Source organism: Nonomuraea sp. NPDC049152 (assembly GCF_040648355.1).
Classification (GTDB): domain Bacteria; phylum Actinomycetota; class Actinomycetes; order Streptosporangiales; family Streptosporangiaceae; genus Nonomuraea.
This window is the reverse complement of sequence record NZ_JBEZDO010000028.1, coordinates 102,127-119,577: the sequence shown is the minus strand read 5'-3', so window position 1 is coordinate 119,577 and position 17,451 is coordinate 102,127. Positions and strand designations below refer to the sequence as shown.

The window sequence follows — 17,451 nt, the reverse complement described above, 5'->3', positions numbered from 1 at the left end:
ATCCCGACGACCACCACGCTAGGAAGGCGCCGTTTTCGAGGAATCAGTCATGTGACTGGGGCCTGCCGCCTGCGCCGTACCGGCAGGAGCCTGCCCTCGTACGACGACCCGGTGCGGGTCCGCTCGCACGACATCCCGCCGCACCCGTGACCGGCGAGGGTGCGGTCACATCTCGCGGGCCATGGGGACCGACGTCGCGCGGCCGTCCGGCTCGGCGAGGCCGTAGAGGATGGCGTCGGCCAGCGGCTGGGCCTGTTGCGCGGGCGAGAACAGATCGGGGCAGGCCAGCCACGTGGCGGCGGTTCCGTTGACCGCGGTGATGATGGTGAGCGCGGCGATGTCGGGACTGACGCCGGGGCGTAGCTCGACCGTGCGCAGCAGCGCGGCCATGTGGCGCCGCCAGCCTTCCATGACGGCTTGCTTGTCCCTGAGACCGCGCTCCAGCTCGGGTGCGCCTTCCGCGCTGCGCATCGACAGCGCGTACACCTCGCGGAGCGTCGCGTCGTGCTCCAACGCGGTGAAGAAGGTGACGAGGAAGTCGGCGATCCTGCGCAGGGGAGGCTCGGGGCCGTCGAGCTTGCTCCAGACGGGCGTCGCCGCTTCGGCCCAGAGCTCCTCGATCGCGCTCAGGTAGAGCGTGGCCTTGTCGGAGAAGTGGTGGTAGGCCGCTCCGCGGGTCACTCCCGCCCTCGTGGCGATCCCCGCGAGGGTGGCCGCCGCGTATCCGAGTTCGGCGAACTCCGCCAGCGCCGCGACCAGCAGGTCCCTCCGGGTGGCCGCCGCCTCTTCCGCAGTCCTTCGCATAAGGACAGGCTCCCATACGTGCATGGATGTATCATGCTCGCTATATATACATGCGAGCACGTATGAGAGGGAGTCGCCATGCTGACGTTCCGTGAGGTCAGGGTCTTCGACGGGCAGAACGTTCTCCCGTCCGCGCACGTCACCGTCGCCGACGGGCTGATCATCTCGGTCGGTGCGGCGCAGCCGTCGCCGGCCGTCGAGGTCATCGAGGGGCGCGGGGCCACGCTGTTACCGGGCCTGATCGACGCGCACGCGCACGTCTTTCCCGGCGATCTGGAGCAGGCCGCCGTCTTCGGCGTCACGACCGTCCTCGACATGATGGCCGATCCCGTCCAGGCCGCAGGGCTCCGCGCGGCGGCGGCGGCCGCTCCCGACCTGGCCGACCTGCGTACGGCGGGCACCGCGGCCACCGTCCCCGGCGGGTACGGCTGGTACCTCGTCGTCGAGATGGGCCTCCTGCCGCCCTTCCCCACGCTCGCCGACCCCGCGCAGGCGGACGCCTTCGTCGCGGAACGGCTGGCGGAGGGGTCGGACTACCTGAAGATCCTGATCGACGACGGCTCGACCGTGGGCATGCCGACCCCCTCGATGTCCAAGGAGGCCGTCCACGCGCTGGTCGCCGCCGCCCACGACAGGGGCTGGATCGCGGTCGCGCACGCGTTGAGCGCCGAGTCGGCCAGAATGGCCGCGGTGGCGGGCGCCGACGTGCTCGGCCACCTGTTCGTCGATCGGCCCGATCCCGAGCTCGCCGACGAGCTCGCGGAGAGAGGGACCGTGGTCGTGCCCACTCTCGCCGTCCTCGGCGAGCTGTTCGGCAGACCGCGGGGCAGACGCCTGGCCGCCGATCCCCGCGTCGCGCCGTACCTGGGCGAGGGGGCGCGGCGCATGCTGACCATGGACTCCGTCCCGCTCGGGGAGGGCGCGCGTCACGATCTCGACGTGGCCACGCGCACGCTGGGCGAGCTTCGTCAGGCGGGCGTCACCGTGCTGGCCGGATCCGACGCCTCCAACCTGGGGACCGCCCACGGCGCGACCCTGCACCAGGAGTTGCGCGCTCTGGTGGCGGCCGGCCTGACGCCACAGGAGGCGCTGACCGCCGCCACGGCGGCGCCCGCCCGCCACTTCGGCCTTGCCGACAGGGGGCGGATCGCGCCTGGACTTCGGGCTGATCTGGTGCTCGTCGACGGTGATCCCACGGCCGACATCGACCACACCCTCGACATCCTCGGCGTGTGGCGAGGCGGTCACCGCCTCGCCCGCGTCACCTCAGACGCTACAGGGCGCTGCCCTTCTTCCACTCCTTGAACGGCATCTGCCAGAAGCCCCAGCCGTTGTTCCACTCCAGCTCGCGGTTGGTGCCCTTGACGTCGACGACGTCACCGCGCTGCATGTTGTCGAAGAACCACTTGGCCTGGTCGGGGCGGGAGTTGATGCAGCCGTGGCTGACGTTCTGCCTGCCCTGGGCCCAGACGTTGTCCTTGGCGTGGACGTACTCGCCCGAGTTGGAGATCCGCACCGCGTGATTGATCATCACGTCGTAGTAGCCGGGGTCGCCCTTCTTGCGCCCCGGCGAGATCATCCGGACCGGGTTGCCCTTCTCCATGGTCAGGTGGACGCCGGAGGTGGTGGTGTACTCCCTGGTGGTGGCCATGCCGGCGCTGATCCGCATGGTCTGCACCTTCTTGCCGTCCCGGTAGACGTACATCATGTGCGTCTTGGTGTTGATCTTGCTGATCTGCTTGGCGCCGATCTTGATCGAGGTGGTGTAGTCCTTCACCCCGTACATCTCCTTGCCGCCCTGCACGCCGTTCAGGCGCGCGGTCAGCTTCACGCTCTGGTGCGCGGGCCAGTACGTGGCGGTGCGGTAGATGACGGTCGTGTCGTTGATCCACCGCCACGCGCCCTCGACGGGCTTTTCGGCCTCGACCTCCAGCGCCCCCTCCACGGCCTCCTTGTCGGAGACCGGGTTGTTGAAGGTGAGGATGATCGGCGCCCCCACGCCGACCTTCTCGCCCTTCTGGCTTGGTGTCACGTCGGCGACCTCGAGCTTGACCTCGGGCTCGAGGGTCTTGAAGCTGGCCGCGGCCGTGGTCGTCCCCGCCTTGGCCGAGACGCTGTAGCTGCTCGTGGGCCGCAGCGGGCCCTTGGAGACCCACTTGGTCTTGTCGGCGTTGAAGTCGCCCTCGAGCTGCTTGCCGCCACCCTGGACGACCACCTCGTCGAGCGCGCCGCCGGAGGCCGTCACCACGACCTTCTTGTTCGGCTTCACCTTGGCGCTGCCCTCAGCTGGGCTGATCTTGATCTGCGGCGCGGGCGTGGCGGACGCCGTGGTGGACTCACCGGACGCCTGGGGAGCCCCACTGGCGGTTGACCCGCTGGAGCAAGAGGCGGTCAAGGTCGCGGCCACAATGACCGCGACCCCGGCGGCGGGCTTCCGCCAAGCTGGCGCAATGCTCAACATAGTTCTCTCCCCCATACCAGCAAAGTGCACCCAAAAACCTTAATGGCCATACCTATTGGATGCTGAATCATATGGGAGAGTTCGCTCGAATTTGGACACACTAGGGCGTCAACCGCTTGACAAGCGGTGAGTCAAGCCCGTATGCCTCCTTCCTGCCCCTCTGGTCCTGACGGCCTGCGCCAGAGCGCGCCGCGAGCCGACGATGACCACCAGCTTCTTCGCCCTGGTGATGGCGGTGTAGAGCAGGTTGCGCTGCAGCATCATCCACGCGCTGGTGGCCAGCGGGATCACCACGGCCGGGTACTCGCTGCCCTGCGAGCGGTGGATCGAGACGGCGTAGGCGTGGGCCAGCTCGTCGAGCTCGTCGAAGGCGTACTCGACGCTCTCCTCCTCGTCGGTCAGGACCGTCAGCTTCTGCTCGTCGGGCCTGATGTCGGTGACCACTCCGACCGTGCCGTTGAACACCCCGGCCGCGCCCTTGTCGTAGTTGTTGCGCAACTGGGTCACCTTGTCGCCGATCCTGAAGACGCGCCCGCCGTACCTGCGCTCGGGCATGCCCTCACGGGCGGGGGTCAGCGCCTCCTGCAGAGCGGTGTTGAGCGCGCCCGCTCCTGCGGCCCCGCGGTGCATGGGCGCCAGCACCTGCACGTCGCGGCGCGGGTTGAGGCCGAACTTGCGGGCGATACGGCGCGCGACGACGTCGACGGTCAGCGACGCGATCTCCTCGGGCTCCTCGCACGGGAACAGGAAGAAGTCCTTCATGCCCTCCAGAACGGGGTGGCGTCCGGTGTTGACGCGGTGGGCGTTGACCACGACACCTGACTCCTGGGCCTGGCGGAAGATCTGCGTCAGCCGTACGCGGGGGATGTCGTCCGCGGCCAGCAGGTCCTTCAGGACCTCCCCCGCACCGACCGACGGCAGCTGGTCGACGTCGCCGACCAGCAGCAGGTGCGCGCCGGGCGCGATGGCCTTGACGAGCTTGTTGGCCAGCAGCAGGTCGAGCATGGAGGCCTCGTCGATCACGACCAGGTCGGCCTCCAGCGGGTTGTCGCGGTCGAAGGTGGCCTCGCCGCCAGGACGCAGCTGTAGCAGCCGGTGGACGGTGGTGGCCTCGTGTCCCGTCAGCTCGGCCAGACGCTTGGCGGCCCGGCCCGTGGGCGCGGCCAGGATGACCTTGGCCTTCTTGGCGCGGGCCAGCTGCACGATCGAGCGGACGGTGAACGACTTGCCGCAGCCGGGACCACCGGTCAGCACCGCGACCTTCTCGGTGAGGGCCAGGCGGACCGCCTGTCGCTGCTCGGCGGCCAGCTCCGCGCCGCTCTGGCGGTGCAGCCAGTCCTCCGCTCTGACCCAGTCGACGTCGGCGAAGGACTTCAGCCTGTCGCGACCCGTGCGCAACAGGCCGAGCAGGCTGCCCGCCAGGGACAGCTCGGCGCGGTGGAAGGGGACCAGGTAGACGGCCGGCACGACGTTCTCCCCCGCGGGGATGTCCTCGCGGACCACGCCCTCCTCGGCGACCAGCTCCTCCAGGCACGTCCTGACCAGCTCGGGCGGCACCTCGAGGATCTTGACCGCGTCGGCGACGAGGTTGGGCGCCGGCAGGTAGCAGTGGCCGTCGTCGGCGGCCTGGGACAGGGTGTAGCGCAGGCCCGCCTTGACGCGCTCGGGGCTGTCGTGCGGGATCCCCACGGCCTGCGCGATGGTGTCGGCGGTCTTGAAGCCGATGCCCCAGACGTCGTCGGCCAGCTTGTACGGCTGGCTCCTGACCACCGAGACGGACGCTTCGCCGTACTGCTTGAAGATGCGGACGGCGATCGACGTCGAGACGCCGACGCCCTGCAGGAAGATCATGACCTCTTTGATGATCTTCTGCTCTTCCCAGGCGATCGCGATCAGCTTGGTGCGCTTGGGGCCCAGTCCTGGCACCTCCACCAGGCGTTCGGGCGCGGTCTCGATGATGTCGAGGGTGTCGGTGCCGAAGTGGTCGACGATGCGCTCGGCCATCTTGGGGCCGATCCCCTTGATCAGGCCCGAGCCCAGGTAGCGCTGGATCCCCTGGATGGTGGCGGGCAGCACGGTGGCGTAGGACCAGACCTCGAACTGCTTGCCGTAGCGGGGATGTGAGGTCCACCGGCCGGTCAGCCGCAGCGACTCACCGACCTGCGCGCCCAGCAGCGGGCCCACCACGGTCAGCAGTTCCGACCCCGAGCGCTCCGTGGCGACGCGGGCGATGGTGTAGCCGGTCTCCTCGCTGGCGAAGGTGATCCGTTCGAGGACCGCCTCCAGCGTCGTCGCGGGGGGACCGCCTGATCCAGCCGTCACGCCTACCTCTCTCCCGAGCTCCCTTGGCCAGGGTAGAGCAGCGGCGGCCGACTGTGATCAGCCCATCGCCTCGTCGCGGCCGCGACAGCGGTGCGGCCGCGCCGCCTGTGCTCGTGGCGGCCGATCTGCCGAGGACGTGGTGGACTGCCGGGCTTCGCGGTGGAGGGCTCGAATCAGCGGACGGCACGCGGGGAGACCAGCCGCATCAACGGCGGGACGTACAGATATGCCAGGATCGCCACGCCGCCCACCAGCAGTAGCGCCGTGAACATCCACTCCCCCGAGCCCTGCGGCCCGTAGACCCGGTTGGGCCGCCCGACATCGATGGCTCTGGTCTCCGTACCGGCACGGTGTGACTCCCGGCCGCTGTCGTACATCGCCACTTCGGCCCGGCGCACGGTGGCGTCGTCGGAGCGGAACGTCCCGATCCAGCTGCAGCTTTCGTGTCCAGGGTGCTGGACGCAGTAGAGGCGTTCCGCGGTGAACGTGCCCGCGACACCGTCAGCCCGGGCGGCCCGGATGACGGGACCGATGTTCGGGGTGGCGAGGTACAGCAGGAAGACCCCGATGAGGGTCATCGCCACGGTGAAGGCCGGAGACCGTCTGCTTCCGGGCCGTCCGCCCGTCATCGTCATCGCCCGTAGGCGAGCGCGCAGCTACAGTTCATCCCGGTGCGCTCGGACTCGCGGGGGCGCCGGTGCAGGATCATCGCCACCACCATGGGCGCGAAGACGACCGCGTTGTAGAACAGGTGCAGCTCCACCCGGGGAACCAGAAGCTGGATGATGCTGGTGGGCACCGGCCTGCCCAGCAGGTTGTTGCCGGTCAGCGCCTGCGTGAGCAGAAGGAAGTGCTCCAGGTGGTGCCAGGTCTGGATGCCCAGCGCGATGTTCCACCAGGTGCGGGCGCGCCCGGTGAAGCCCTTGCGCAGCAGGAGGAAGCCGGCGAGCATCACCAACGCGTAGCCGTAGTGCATCCACTCGGACTTGACCAGCCACGGGAACGGTATGCCGAGCACGCCGCGGGCTTGCGGGATCGGCCAGTCAAGGACATAGATCTGGACCGCCTGGGCCAGGTGCTCGGCCCAGTGCGCCACGACGACGACCAGGAAGAAGCCGAGGGCGGCCCGGTGATATCGACCGTTGAGCTGCGCTGGTCGAAGGGCGTCGTGGTGCGTCCAGGCTGGATGGGTGGCCATGTGCGAACACCTCTTCCTCGGAACCTACGGCGTGACCTGCGCGTGTTCCAGACTCAGCTCCTTCAGCACCTCCGCGTGTGCTGAGTCCCCCGGCGCCGAGTCCGAAAGGATCGTAGAACGGCACGCGCGTTCGACGACTGGCTCTGACAGGAATCCGTCGGGACGGACAGCCGCTGATCATCCCGGACCCGGCCGGGATCGCGGCCGCGCCTCGGTACCCTTCAGCTCATGAGTGACGTGGGTGAGGCGGCGGCCAGGGCGCTGCTGCGCAGGCTTGCCGTGGAGCAGGCGGAGTCGAGGGTGCCGTCGCTGACGGCCGCGATCGTGCGGGACGGTGAGCTGGCCTGGTTCGGGGCCAGGGGCCAGATCGGGGACGGCGAGCCCACCCTCGACACCCAGTACAGGATCGGCTCGATCACCAAGAGCATGGTCGCCACCGTCGTGATGAGGCTGCGCGACGAGGGCCTGGTCGACCTGCTCGACCCGCTCGCCAAGCACGTGGAGGGCACCGCGTTCGACCAGGTCACGATCGCCCAGCTGCTCTCGCACACCGGCGGGCTGACGGCCGAGCCGCCGACGGAGTGGTGGGAGCGCACGCCCGGCCTGCCGGTCGACGAGCTGATCGCGCGGCTGGGCCCGGACAGCTCCAGGCACCGGCCAGGCCGCCGCTTCCACTACTCCAACGTCGGCTACGGGCTGCTGGGCGAGCTGGTGGCCCGCCACCGCGGCATGACGTGGGAAGAGGCGGTCCGGCGGGAGGTCCTCTTGCCGATCGGGATGAACGACACCACCGCCAGACCGCGCCCGCCCCACGCGACGGGCTACGCGGTGCACCCGTTCGCCGACGTGCTGCTGCCCGAGCCCGAGCACGACGCGGTGTCGATGGCACCCGCCGGCCAGCTGTGGTCGACGCCTGCCGATCTGGCCAGGTGGGCCGCCTTCCTGGCCGGTTCCACACAGGGCGTGCTCAGGCCGGAGACGCTGGCCGAGATGCGCGAGCCCGCCACGGTCGACGACGGCGACGCGTGGACCTCGGGGTACGGCCTCGGCCTGCAGCTGGCCCGGGCCGGCGGACGGCGCCTGGCGGGACACACCGGATCGATGCCCGGCTTCCTGGCCACCGTCTGGACCGACCCCGCCGACCGGGTGGGTGTGCTGTTCATGGCCAACACCACCTCGGGCGTGAGCCGCACACTGCTGACCGAGCTGCTGGCCATCCTCGACGAGCACGAGCCGCGCCTGCCCGAGCCGTGGAAACCGGTCGCCGCCGACCCCGACCTGCTGGCGCTGACGGGGTTGTGGCACTGGGGTCCCGCCCCCTATCTGCTGCGGCTGCTGCCCGAGCGGGGTCTTTCACTGACGCCTGCGCACGGGCCGGGAAGGGCCTCGCGGTTCGTGGCCCAGGCGGACGGCACGTGGCTGGGCCTGGACGGCTACTACGCGGGCGAGGTGCTCAAGGTGGGCGAGGGATTCCTCGACCTGAACACCTTCATCTTCACGCGCGAGCCGTACGACCACAGGGCGCCGATCCCCGGTGGGCCCGGCGAGTGGAGCGCCTGAGCCCCGGCCACCCATGCCGGCCGGGGGCGCCCGCCGACCCGCCTACCTGGCGGGACCGGCGACACCGATCGCGTGTCGGACGGCCGTACCCGGCCGTCGTGGTCGACTGCGCCTGATGTACGAGGAGGTGTGCGGGTACCCCGTGCCCGCGCAGGAGCAGGAGAGCGCGGAGCTCGGGTCGAGCCCCTTCCAGGTGCCGCTGAGGGTCCGCACGCCGTTCGGCGAGCTGTCGATGTTCAGCACGATGGCCACGTTCGGCGCCCCGGCCGATGTGACGCTTCCGGAGCTGGCGATCGAGCTGTTCTATCCCCTCGACGAGTTCACCACCAAGGCCTTTCGCGCGCTGGCCGGGCTCGGTTGACACCCGCGTTCGTGGCCTGCCGCGCCCGGGCCGTCGCGGCCGCGGGAACGGGCGGGCTCGGTGGCCGGGCGACGAAGAGGGGGGCGTCTCGTGAATGCCATGACAGAGCTGTAGATCATGCCGCTGTTGCATGGGTGGGCGGGTATTCAGGCTGGAATCTGCGAAGGTATGGTGATTGCTTGTGACGACGTTTCGGATCAGCGAGGCCGCCGCCCTGCTCGGCGTCAGCTCCGACACCGTGCGCCGATGGGTGGACGCGGGCAGGCTGGCGGCCGAGCGGGACGAGAACGGCCACCGGCGGGTGAAGGGCGCCGAGCTGGCCGCCTTCGCCCGCGCCCAGATCGAGGCGGAGGACGGCTCGGGCCTGTCCTCGGCGCGTAACCGCTTCCGCGGCATCGTGACCGAGGTCATCAGGGACGCGGTGATGGCCCAGGTGGAGATCGCCGCGGGGCCGTACCGCGTGGTGTCGCTGATGAGCCGCCAGGCCGCCGACGAACTCGACCTGCAGGTGGGAGTGGTGGCGGTCGCTGTGATCAAGTCCACCAACGTCGTCGTGGAGATACCCGACCACACTCGCACGGTGAGTCAGTAAGGAGTCATTGGTGCTCAGGCGTCAACCCAGGTGGGCCGTCGCCCTCCCCCTTGTCATCGCGCTCGTCGGCCTGTCGGGGTGCGGTTCCACCGGAACCGCCGCCCCTTCGGACTCCGCGCCTGCGTCCGCTCCGGCCGCGCCCGCGGAGGCCACGACGGTGACGGTGTTCGCGGCCGCGTCGCTGACCGGCACGTTCACCGAGCTCGGCAAGTCCTTCGAGGCGGCACATCCGGGCACGACGGTGAAGTTCAACTTCGGCTCCAGCGCCACGCTGGCTCAGCAGATCACCGCGGGCGCGCCCGCCGACGTGTTCGCCGCCGCCAGCCCCGCCACGATGAAGACCGTCAGCGACGCGGGCCTGGCGGGCTCGCCGACCACGTTCGTGCGCAACAAGCTGGAGATCGCCGTCCCGGCCGACAACGCCGCCAAGGTCGACGGCCTGAAGGACCTGACGGACCCGAAGGTCAAGGTGGCGCTCTGTGCCGAGCAGGTGCCGTGCGGCGCCGCCGCCGTCAAGGCCTTGGACGCCGCAGGGCTGAAGGTCACGCCCGTCACGCTCGAGCAGGACGTCAAGGCCACGCTCACCAAGGTCGAGCTCGGCGAGGTCGACGCCGCCCTGGTCTACAGGACCGACGTGCTCGCCTCGGGAGGCAAGGTGAAGGGCATCGCCTTCCCCGAAGCCGACAAGGCGATCAACGACTACCCGATCGCGGTGTCGGCCAAGGCGCCGGCGCCAGGCCTGGCAAAGCAGTTCGTGGACCTGGTGCTGTCGCCTGAGGGCAAGGGTGTGCTGACGAAGGCCGGATTCGAGGCGCCCTGACCGCGATGACGCCCACCACCGCGGCACCCGTCCAGGGCGCCGAACGACGCGGAACCACCGGCCGCCTGCCGTGGCTGCTGGTGGTCCCCGCGGTGCTCGGTCTCGCCTTCCTGGTGCTGCCGCTGGCCGGTCTGCTGATCCGCGCGCCGTGGCCGACGCTGCTGGATCGGCTGTCCGAGCCGCAGGTGCTCGAGGCGCTGCGGCTGTCGCTGGTGACCTCGACGATCGCGACGGCCGGGTGCCTGCTGTTCGGCGTGCCGCTGGCATGGCTGCTGGCCAGGGTCACCTTCCCCGGCCGGCGGCTGGTGCGGGCCCTGGTCACCGTGCCGCTGGTGCTGCCGCCCGTGGTCGGCGGCGTCGCCCTGCTGCTGGTGCTGGGCCGGCGCGGCCTGATCGGGCAGTGGCTGGACGTCACCTTCGGCATCACGCTGCCCTTCACCACGACGGGCGTGGTCATCGCCGAGGCGTTCGTGGCGATGCCGTTCCTCGTCATCAGCGTCGAAGGCGCGCTGCGCGCCGCCGACCAGCGGTTCGAGGAGGCCGCGGCCACGCTCGGCGCCTCCCGCTGGACCATCTTCCACCGCGTCACGCTGCCGCTGATCATGCCGGGCGTCGTGGCGGGGGCGGTGCTGTGCTGGGCCAGGGCGCTGGGCGAGTTCGGCGCGACCATCACCTTCGCCGGCAACTTCCCCGGCACCACCAGGACGATGCCGCTGGCGGTCTACCTCGCAATGGAGACCGAGCCGGAGGCTGCCATCGTGCTCAGCCTCGTTCTGCTCGCCGTCTCGGTGATCATCCTGGCCAGCCTACGTGACAGATGGGTGAGCAGCCCATGACCCTGCGCGCGCGCCTGGTCGTCACCAGAGCCGCCTTCGGCCTCGACATCTCGCTCGACGTCGCGGCGGGAGAGGTCGTCGCCCTGCTCGGGCCCAACGGCGCAGGCAAGACCACCGCCCTGCGAGCCCTGGCGGGCCTCACGGGCCTGTCGGCCGGCGGGCACATCACGCTCGACGAGCGGCCCCTGCACGGCATGGCCGTCGAGCACCGCCCGATCGGCATGGTCTTCCAGGACTACCTGCTCTTCCCCCACCTGTCCGCCCTGGACAACGTCGCCTTCGGGCTGCGCTGCCGTGGCGAGGGCAAGGCCGAGTCCCGCCGTACGGCCCGCGCGTGGCTGGAGCGCGTCGGCCTTGCGGGGCACGCCACGGCCAGGCCCCGCCGGCTGTCCGGCGGCCAGGCCCAGCGCGTCGCCCTGGCCAGGGCGCTGGCCGTACGGCCCCGCCTGCTGCTGCTCGACGAGCCGCTTGCGGCGCTCGACGCGCACACCAGGCTGGAGATCCGCTCGCAGCTGCGCCACCACCTGGCCGACTTCGACGGCGCCACCGTCCTGGTGACCCACGACCCGCTGGACGCGATGGTGCTGGCCGACCGGCTCGTCGTCATCGAGAACGGCGCCATCGTGCAGGAAGGCGCGCCCGCCGAGGTGGCCCGCAGGCCGCGCACCGACTACGTCGCGCGCCTGGTCGGCCTCAACTTCTACCGCGGCGTGGCAGACGGCCACCAGGTCAAGGTCGGCGACCTGCTGTTCAACACCACCGACCAGCTCGACGGGCCCGCCTTCGTCGCCTTCCCGCCCGCCGCGGTCGCCCTCTACCGCTCACGCCCCGACGGCAGCCCCCGCAACCTGTGGCAGGCCCGCATCGAAGGCATCGAACGGCACGGCGACAACGTCCGCGTCCACCTCGACGGACCGATCACCGCGTTCGCCGACATCACCCCGGCCGCCGTGGCCGACCTGGACCTGACGCCCGGCCAGGGGATCTGGGCATCGGTCAAGGCCACGGAGACCCACGCGTACCCGGCATGAACGCCATCTGCCTGGGCGGGCCGTGTCACGGCCTTCTGACGCAGATCGAGCAGGAGGTCGGCACGCTGTCGGTCCCCGTTCCCCGGGGGTCGCCGTCCGATCCCGTCAGCTGCGCGCGCTACCGCATCACCAAGGAGCGGGTGCGCTACGCCGGGCAGGCCGAGCCGTACATCGCGCTGCACTGGGCCGACGCGCCTCCTGCCTGCGCGTGCGAGCGGTGAGCCGCGCGAAGTGGATGGCCGATCCGTACAAGACCGCAGGTCGCGTGCGTGGGAAGGATGAAGGCATGGACATCGACAAGCTCACCTCGTTCATGGCCGGCCACGCGCGGCTGCTCGACCGTCGCCGTTTCGAGCTGCTGACCGGCGTGGGCTCGCCCGAGGCCGCCCTGGCCGCGCTGGAGGGATATCGCAACGCCGACGGCGGCTACGGCTGGGGACTCGAACCGGACCTGCGCTCGCCGGAGAGCCAGCCCGGCGCGGCGCTGCACGCCTTCGAGGTGTTCGAGCAGGCGCCGAGCCCGCGGGCGGCCGAGCTGTGCGACTGGCTGGAGACCGTGACGCTGCCCGACGGCGGGCTGCCGTTCGCGCTGCCGCTGACCGTCTCGGCCGCCACCGCGCCGTGGTGGAGGGGCGCGGACTCCACGACGTCGTCGTTGCAGATCACCGCGGTGACGGCGGCCGCCGCGTGGCGGGTGGCCGCCCGCGACGGCGTGATCAACGGGCATCCGTGGCTGGCCCGCGCGACCGCCTACTGCCTGGAGGCCATCGCGTCCTTGGACCGGCGGCCGCACGCGTACGTGTTGGCGTTCGCCGTCCGCTTCCTCGACGCCCAGCCCGAGCACGCCGAGCTGCTCGACAAGCTGGGCGCGTTCATCCCGCCGGACGGTGAGCTGCACGTCGAGGGCGGCACGGAGGAGGAGAAGCTGCGCCCGCTCGACTTCTCTCCCAACCCCGATCTGCCGTCGCGGCGGCTGTTCACGAAGGAGGCGGTGGACGCCGACCTGGACAGGCTGGCCGCACTGCAGCAGGAGGACGGCGGGTGGACGGTCGACTACGCGACCATCTCCCCCGCGGGCGCCCTTGACTGGCGGGGCGCCATCACCGTCCACGCCGTCGACGTGCTGCGCCGCAACGGCAGGAGCTAGTCGCGCAGATCTTTTCGCGCTCAGTCGTAGAGCGCGAAGAGCCGCAGGTGTCCCGGGTGGGCGCGCAGGAGCGACCAGCAGCGGGCGAACAGCTCGCGGGCCTGCGCGCCGGGCCACGGTTGGGGCAGCAGCTCGGGCGGCAGCAGCGGGTCGGGCTCCATGGCGTGGGTGAACGCGGTGGCCAACTCGATCGCGATGACGACCACCTGCTCGGGGGCGAGCGGGTTTGCTGCCGTGAGCCGGTCGAGACGGGGCCTGATGACGTCGAGCAGGTGGTGGTAGCGCGCGGCGAGCTCCTCCTGTGGCCACAGCGCGCGGGCGAGTGCGACGGGGTCGGCCTCCTCGCCCCTGCGGAGCATGGCGGTGGTGGCGAAGGTCAGATGGTCGAGGACGCCCAGTTCGCGCGCCGCCTCCTCCACGTAGGGTTCCCACGCGTTGGCGCTGACGTAGAGTCCGCCCTGCAGGGCGGCCCCGCCGAGCCTGCCGAGCGTCTCTCGCAGCGCGTCGCGGGCCTGGCGTGATCTCTCCGGTACGGCGAAGGCGACCAGGTGCCAGGTGCCGTCCCATGGGGCCAGGCCCGCGTCCTGCTGGTAGGCGTGGCGGACGAAGGCCACGTCGGGCGCCAGCGATCGTTCCGTCCGCGCCGTGGCGCGCAGTACTGCCTTGCGTCCTCTGCCCTCGTGGGTGAAGCGGCCCTCGGCGACGAGCCGCTTGACGCAGAGCCGTACCTGCTGGTCGCTCATGCCCAGCAGCGCGGCCACGTCGTAGAGCTCGGCCGCGTCGACCGTGCCGTCCTCGCTGATCAGCGCCTCGACGAGCACTCTGGTCGGAACCTCGATGTTCATACCTCATACTATCGTGTTAGTAACGATAGTTCTGTAGATGAGAGGTTCCCGTGCGGATACTCGTGGCTCTCCTGGCCGTCGTGCTCGTCCTCGGCGGTGTGGTCGTCTGGCAGAACTCCTACGACATGGACGCGGAGACCGTCTCGATCGGGCGCCTCCACGGCGTGCTCACCACACCGAGAGACGGCCGCGAACGGCACGGCCTGGTGGTCGTCGTGCACGGCGACGGCCCGGTCAACGCCACCCACGACGACGGTTACCAGCCGATCTGGGAAGCCTTCGCCCAGGCCGGCTATGCCACGCTGTCGTGGGACAAGCCAGAGGACTGGCTCGGCCAGTCGATGGACGACAGGGCTGACGAGGTGACGTCCGCGATCGCGTGGGCGCGTGCCCGCCCGGACGTCGATCCGCGGCGCGTCGGCCTGTGGGGCTCCAGCCAGGCGGGCTGGGTGCTGCCCAAGGTCGCCGCGAAGACGCCGGTCGCGTTCGTCATCGCCGTCTCCCCCGCGATCAACTGGCTTCAGCAGGGCCGCTACAACCTGCTGGCCGAGTTGCGCGCCGAGGGCGCCTCCCCCGACAGGATCGAACGGGAGATCGCCAAGAGCGACACCGTCCGCCGGCTCCTGCGGGAGAAGGCGAGCTATGCCGACTACGTGAAGACCGTGGGCCGGGCGACCGCCATGACCGCCGAGCGCTGGAGCTTCGTCGCCAAGAACCACACCTCCGACGCCACCGAGGATCTGCGCGCGCTGCGGGAGATACCGGTGTTGCTGGCGCTCGGCGACCACGACCTCAACGTGGACACGGCCGACACCGAGACCGTCTACCGCAGGGAACTGGCCCGGCTCACCGTCCGTCGCTACGCGGACGCGGCCCACTCGATGGTCAAGCACTCCATCGAGAGTTCGGAACCGCGGCTCACGCTCACCGCGTTCTTCGCGCCGCGCTCGCTGTTCGCCGACGGCTACCTCGCCGACCAGCGACGCTTCCTGGGCTCACGCTAGGTCCCGACGCTCTGGTAGTGGCGCAGCTGCCGCGCCCAGATCCGGTAGGCCACCGCGAACAGCGCCACACCCAGCAAGGGGCTGGCGTAGGCGAGTGGCATGACCATCTTGCCCAGGATGACGCTCGCCGGTACGTAGGCGACGAACGCGACCGGCAGCACGTAGGTCAGCAGCCATTGGGTGACGCCGCCGAAGACGCTCATCGGGTAGGAGCCGAACCTGCTGAAGACGTCGTCGACGAAGACACGCAGCGCGAACGTGTCGAGCATCCGCAGCGACAGCGACGACAGGGCGAGGAAGAAGGCGGCCTCCACCAGCGCGCCGCCCACGACGGCGATCGCGCAGAAGACCACGAGACCCGGCGTCCACGGCACGCCCGCGGCGCCTCCCGCGATGCCCAGCAGGACCACGCCGACGAGCAGGTCGCCGAGCTGGCCGACGCCCATCCGTTTGGTCATGACCTGGAGGAGCGGGTTGAGCGGGCGCAGCAGGATCCTGTCGAACTCGCCCTCGCGCACCAGCCAGTCGATGCCGATGAGGCTGCTCAGCGGCAGCATGCAGAGCGCGTGGGCGGTCAGGCGCAGGCCGTACAGGAAGGCGATCTGGGGCAGGCTCCAGCCTGCCATCGCGGGGAAGGTGTGCATGATCACCCAGATGAAGGCGAAGCCGCTGCCCTGGTAGACCGCGCCGGTGAGGACGCCGATGACCGCGTTGAGCCGGTACTGCATGGCCCCGCGCATGGTGGCGCGCTGCAGCCGCCAGTACAGGCGAAGCGCGCGGGTGAGCTCAGCCACCGTTGATCACCACCCTGCGGTGCGCGACCCGCCACAGCGCCCACAGCAGCGCGCCGAGCGCCGCGATCCACGCGATCTCGACGAGGAGCGCGCGGGCGATCTCCGCGCCGGACAGCCGCCCGACGTAGATCGCGGCCGGGACGTAGCCCATGTACTTGAACGGCAGCGCCTCCGCCAGCGTGCGCAGCGCCCCGGGGAAGAACGTCAGCGGGACCATCGTGCCCGCGAAGAACTGGCTGACCAGGCGATACAGCAGCGAGATGGCGCCGGTCTCCATCGTCCAGAAGCCGATCAGGCAGATCAGCAGCGCCATCAGCATTCCGACGACGTACCCGAGCGCCAGCGTCACCACGTACGGCAGCGCGTGCGCGGTCGGCGTGATCGAGCCGACCAGCAGCACCACCGGTACGACCGGCGCGAGCAGCAGCAACGCCCCCGCCGTGTGGCCTACCTGGAAGGCGGCCATCTGCGGCAGATAGCCGACGGGCCTGGCCAGGTCGAAGAACACCGTCCCCGTGCGGATCCTGAAATGAGCGATCCGCGTGATGATCGGCATGGTGGCGAACGTCTGCAGGTTGGCCAGCGTGAGGTAGGCCAGCAGCGCCTCCAGCGTGAGGCCCATGGCGTGCTGGCGCTGGCCGTACACCGAGGTCCACACCATGCGCAGGAGGAACACCTGCGCGATCAACGTCAGCGACGTCATGATGACCTCGCTGCGGTAGGCGAGCTGGAAACGCAGGCCGATGCGGGCCATGCCGCGTAAGGATCGGATCATGCCGCGTAGATCCTCTTGATCACGCTCTCCAGGTCGGGCTCCTCGATCGACAGGTCACGGATGGTGTGCGCGGCCAGCAGGTCGGGGACCTCCAGCCCCTCGGTGAGTTCGTAGGCGTGGCTGCCGTCGTCGGCGTGCACGACCAGGCGGCGGGGTGGCGCGTAGGCGCTGACCAGGGCGTCGATGCCGCCGTCGTAGAGCACCCTGCCCTTGTCGATGAGGATGATCCGCTTGCACAGCGCCTCGACGTCGGCCAGGTCGTGGGTGGTCAGCAGGACGGTGGTGCGCCCTGTCCTGTTGGTGTCGACGATGAACTCGCGCACCGCCTGCTTGGCCAGCACGTCGAGACCCACGGTGGGCTCGTCGAGGTAGAGGATGGGCGGCTCGTACAGCATGGCGGCCGCCAGGTCGCCACGCATCCGCTGGCCGAGGCTGAGCTGCCTGACAGGGGTGTCGAGGAAGTCGTCGAGCCCGAGCAGGTCGCGCATCCTCTTCAGCGACCAGGTGAAGCGGGCGGCCGGAACGTCGTAGAGGTCGCCGACCAGGCGCAGCGACTCGATGAGCGGCAGGTCCCACCACAGCTGGCTGCGCTGGCCGAAGACCACCCCGACGGCGCGGGCGTTGGCGTTGCGCTCGCGCCACGGCACGCGTCCGGCGACTTCGACGAGGCCGCCGGTGGGGGTGAGGATGCCGGTCAGCATCTTGACGGTGGTGGACTTGCCCGCGCCGTTCGGGCCGAGATAGCCGACCACCTCCCCCTCGGCGATGTCGAAGCTGACGTCGTCCACGGCGGTGCGCTCGTCGTACTGGCGGGTCAGAAGCGTGCGGACGGCGCCCAGCGGACCGGTGAAGGTTCGGGGGCGGCGGAAGACCTTGGTCAACCTCTCGACGCGGATCACCC

The 17,451-nt window shown here is 70.4% G+C and carries 19 protein-coding genes; 10 read left to right on the top strand and 9 right to left on the bottom strand.

The features are described from left to right. Nucleotides 1-165: 165 nt before the first annotated feature. Nucleotides 166-804 (bottom strand): TetR family transcriptional regulator, encoded by a 639-nt coding sequence (locus AB0B45_RS38385; RefSeq protein WP_358141275.1) that lies wholly within the window; start codon nucleotides 802-804, stop codon nucleotides 166-168. Between the two features lie 78 nt (nucleotides 805-882). On the opposite strand from AB0B45_RS38385, the gene AB0B45_RS38380 reads away from it, so the two are divergent. Beyond that, nucleotides 883-2,109 carry an amidohydrolase family protein gene (locus AB0B45_RS38380; protein ID WP_358141272.1) on the top strand — a complete coding sequence of 409 codons (1,227 nt, stop codon included), beginning with the start codon at nucleotides 883-885 and terminating at the stop codon, nucleotides 2,107-2,109. Here the strand turns inward: AB0B45_RS38380 and AB0B45_RS38375 are convergent. The 4 genes from AB0B45_RS38375 to AB0B45_RS38360 all read right to left on the bottom strand — a co-directional run bounded on the left by AB0B45_RS38375 (nucleotide 2,078) and on the right by AB0B45_RS38360 (nucleotide 6,785). Next, a complete protein-coding gene (locus AB0B45_RS38375) occupies nucleotides 2,078-3,073 on the bottom strand; it encodes an Ig-like domain-containing protein (protein ID WP_358141269.1) in 996 nt (331 codons plus the stop codon). The two genes, AB0B45_RS38380 and AB0B45_RS38375, sit on opposite strands and share 32 nt — an antisense overlap. 300 nt (nucleotides 3,074-3,373) lie before the next feature. Further along, nucleotides 3,374-5,587 (bottom strand): ATP-dependent RecD-like DNA helicase, encoded by a 2,214-nt coding sequence (locus AB0B45_RS38370; RefSeq protein ID WP_358141266.1) that lies wholly within the window; start codon nucleotides 5,585-5,587, stop codon nucleotides 3,374-3,376. Nucleotides 5,588-5,760: 173 nt separating this feature from the next. After that, a complete protein-coding gene (locus tag AB0B45_RS38365; RefSeq protein WP_358141263.1) occupies nucleotides 5,761-6,165 on the bottom strand; it encodes a hypothetical protein in 405 nt (134 codons plus the stop codon). Between the two features lie 53 nt (nucleotides 6,166-6,218). Next, the gene (locus tag AB0B45_RS38360) at nucleotides 6,219-6,785 is read right to left on the bottom strand and encodes a hypothetical protein (protein ID WP_358141260.1); all 567 of its coding nucleotides are present in this window, start codon (nucleotides 6,783-6,785) and stop codon (nucleotides 6,219-6,221) included. A 228-nt stretch (nucleotides 6,786-7,013) separates the two neighbouring features. Between AB0B45_RS38360 and AB0B45_RS38355 the strand changes: the two genes are divergently transcribed. From AB0B45_RS38355 to AB0B45_RS38320, 8 genes are all read left to right on the top strand, one after another. Then, complete coding sequence (locus tag AB0B45_RS38355) at nucleotides 7,014-8,345, top strand: serine hydrolase domain-containing protein (protein WP_358141257.1); 1,332 nt, start codon at nucleotides 7,014-7,016, stop codon at nucleotides 8,343-8,345. Between the two features lie 115 nt (nucleotides 8,346-8,460). Continuing rightward, complete coding sequence (locus AB0B45_RS38350) at nucleotides 8,461-8,706, top strand: hypothetical protein (protein ID WP_358141254.1); 246 nt, start codon at nucleotides 8,461-8,463, stop codon at nucleotides 8,704-8,706. Between the two features lie 181 nt (nucleotides 8,707-8,887). Next, nucleotides 8,888-9,298, top strand: a complete 411-nt coding sequence (locus AB0B45_RS38345; RefSeq protein ID WP_358141251.1) for a TOBE domain-containing protein — start codon at nucleotides 8,888-8,890, stop codon at nucleotides 9,296-9,298. A 10-nt stretch (nucleotides 9,299-9,308) separates the two neighbouring features. Next, the gene (modA, locus tag AB0B45_RS38340; protein WP_358141248.1) at nucleotides 9,309-10,118 is read left to right on the top strand and encodes a molybdate ABC transporter substrate-binding protein; all 810 of its coding nucleotides are present in this window, start codon (nucleotides 9,309-9,311) and stop codon (nucleotides 10,116-10,118) included. A 5-nt stretch (nucleotides 10,119-10,123) separates the two neighbouring features. Then, nucleotides 10,124-10,954 carry an ABC transporter permease gene (locus AB0B45_RS38335; protein ID WP_358141245.1) on the top strand — a complete coding sequence of 277 codons (831 nt, stop codon included), beginning with the start codon at nucleotides 10,124-10,126 and terminating at the stop codon, nucleotides 10,952-10,954. After that, nucleotides 10,951-11,985: an ABC transporter ATP-binding protein gene (locus AB0B45_RS38330; RefSeq protein ID WP_358141242.1), complete on the top strand. Its 1,035-nt coding sequence runs from the start codon at nucleotides 10,951-10,953 to the stop codon at nucleotides 11,983-11,985. Before AB0B45_RS38335 ends, AB0B45_RS38330 begins: the two co-directional genes overlap by 4 nt. Then, nucleotides 11,982-12,206, top strand: a complete 225-nt coding sequence (locus AB0B45_RS38325) for a hypothetical protein (RefSeq protein ID WP_358141239.1) — start codon at nucleotides 11,982-11,984, stop codon at nucleotides 12,204-12,206. Before AB0B45_RS38330 ends, AB0B45_RS38325 begins: the two co-directional genes overlap by 4 nt. Before the next feature lie 65 nt (nucleotides 12,207-12,271). Then, the gene (locus tag AB0B45_RS38320; RefSeq protein ID WP_358141236.1) at nucleotides 12,272-13,132 is read left to right on the top strand and encodes a hypothetical protein; all 861 of its coding nucleotides are present in this window, start codon (nucleotides 12,272-12,274) and stop codon (nucleotides 13,130-13,132) included. Between the two features lie 20 nt (nucleotides 13,133-13,152). On the opposite strand, the gene AB0B45_RS38315 is transcribed toward AB0B45_RS38320, so the two are convergent. After that, nucleotides 13,153-13,977, bottom strand: coding sequence for a PaaX family transcriptional regulator C-terminal domain-containing protein (locus tag AB0B45_RS38315; protein WP_358141233.1), 825 nt, complete (start codon nucleotides 13,975-13,977; stop codon nucleotides 13,153-13,155). Nucleotides 13,978-14,027: 50 nt separating this feature from the next. Here AB0B45_RS38315 and AB0B45_RS38310 point away from each other — a divergent pair, with 50 nt between their 5' ends. Beyond that, nucleotides 14,028-14,981, top strand: coding sequence for an alpha/beta hydrolase (locus AB0B45_RS38310; RefSeq protein WP_358141230.1), 954 nt, complete (start codon nucleotides 14,028-14,030; stop codon nucleotides 14,979-14,981). Here AB0B45_RS38310 and AB0B45_RS38305 read toward each other — a convergent pair. The 3 genes from AB0B45_RS38305 to AB0B45_RS38295 are packed head-to-tail and all read right to left on the bottom strand — an operon-like array spanning nucleotide 14,978 to nucleotide 17,449. Further along, complete coding sequence (locus AB0B45_RS38305) at nucleotides 14,978-15,775, bottom strand: ABC-2 family transporter protein (RefSeq protein ID WP_358141227.1); 798 nt, start codon at nucleotides 15,773-15,775, stop codon at nucleotides 14,978-14,980. The two genes, AB0B45_RS38310 and AB0B45_RS38305, sit on opposite strands and share 4 nt — an antisense overlap. Continuing rightward, entirely contained in the window at nucleotides 15,768-16,550 is a 783-nt protein-coding gene (locus AB0B45_RS38300) for an ABC-2 family transporter protein (protein WP_358141224.1), read from the bottom strand. The genes AB0B45_RS38305 and AB0B45_RS38300 overlap by 8 nt, the downstream gene beginning before the upstream one ends. Continuing rightward, nucleotides 16,547-17,449: an ATP-binding cassette domain-containing protein gene (locus AB0B45_RS38295; protein WP_358141222.1), complete on the bottom strand. Its 903-nt coding sequence runs from the start codon at nucleotides 17,447-17,449 to the stop codon at nucleotides 16,547-16,549. The genes AB0B45_RS38300 and AB0B45_RS38295 overlap by 4 nt, the downstream gene beginning before the upstream one ends. Nucleotides 17,450-17,451: the final 2 nt, after the last annotated feature.

Coding starts and splice junctions, on each gene's coding strand:
- AB0B45_RS38385 (WP_358141275.1), bottom strand. CDS start 804: ATGCGAAGGACTGCGGAAGAGGCGGCGGCCACCCGGAGGGACCTGCTG.
- AB0B45_RS38380 (WP_358141272.1), top strand. CDS start 883: ATGCTGACGTTCCGTGAGGTCAGGGTCTTCGACGGGCAGAACGTTCTC.
- AB0B45_RS38365 (WP_358141263.1), bottom strand. CDS start 6,165: ATGACCCTCATCGGGGTCTTCCTGCTGTACCTCGCCACCCCGAACATC.
- AB0B45_RS38360 (WP_358141260.1), bottom strand. CDS start 6,785: ATGGCCACCCATCCAGCCTGGACGCACCACGACGCCCTTCGACCAGCG.
- AB0B45_RS38355 (WP_358141257.1), top strand. CDS start 7,014: ATGAGTGACGTGGGTGAGGCGGCGGCCAGGGCGCTGCTGCGCAGGCTT.
- AB0B45_RS38350 (WP_358141254.1), top strand. CDS start 8,461: ATGTACGAGGAGGTGTGCGGGTACCCCGTGCCCGCGCAGGAGCAGGAG.
- AB0B45_RS38335 (WP_358141245.1), top strand. CDS start 10,124: ATGACGCCCACCACCGCGGCACCCGTCCAGGGCGCCGAACGACGCGGA.
- AB0B45_RS38330 (WP_358141242.1), top strand. CDS start 10,951: ATGACCCTGCGCGCGCGCCTGGTCGTCACCAGAGCCGCCTTCGGCCTC.
- AB0B45_RS38325 (WP_358141239.1), top strand. CDS start 11,982: ATGAACGCCATCTGCCTGGGCGGGCCGTGTCACGGCCTTCTGACGCAG.
- AB0B45_RS38320 (WP_358141236.1), top strand. CDS start 12,272: ATGGACATCGACAAGCTCACCTCGTTCATGGCCGGCCACGCGCGGCTG.
- AB0B45_RS38315 (WP_358141233.1), bottom strand. CDS start 13,977: ATGAACATCGAGGTTCCGACCAGAGTGCTCGTCGAGGCGCTGATCAGC.
- AB0B45_RS38300 (WP_358141224.1), bottom strand. CDS start 16,550: ATGATCCGATCCTTACGCGGCATGGCCCGCATCGGCCTGCGTTTCCAG.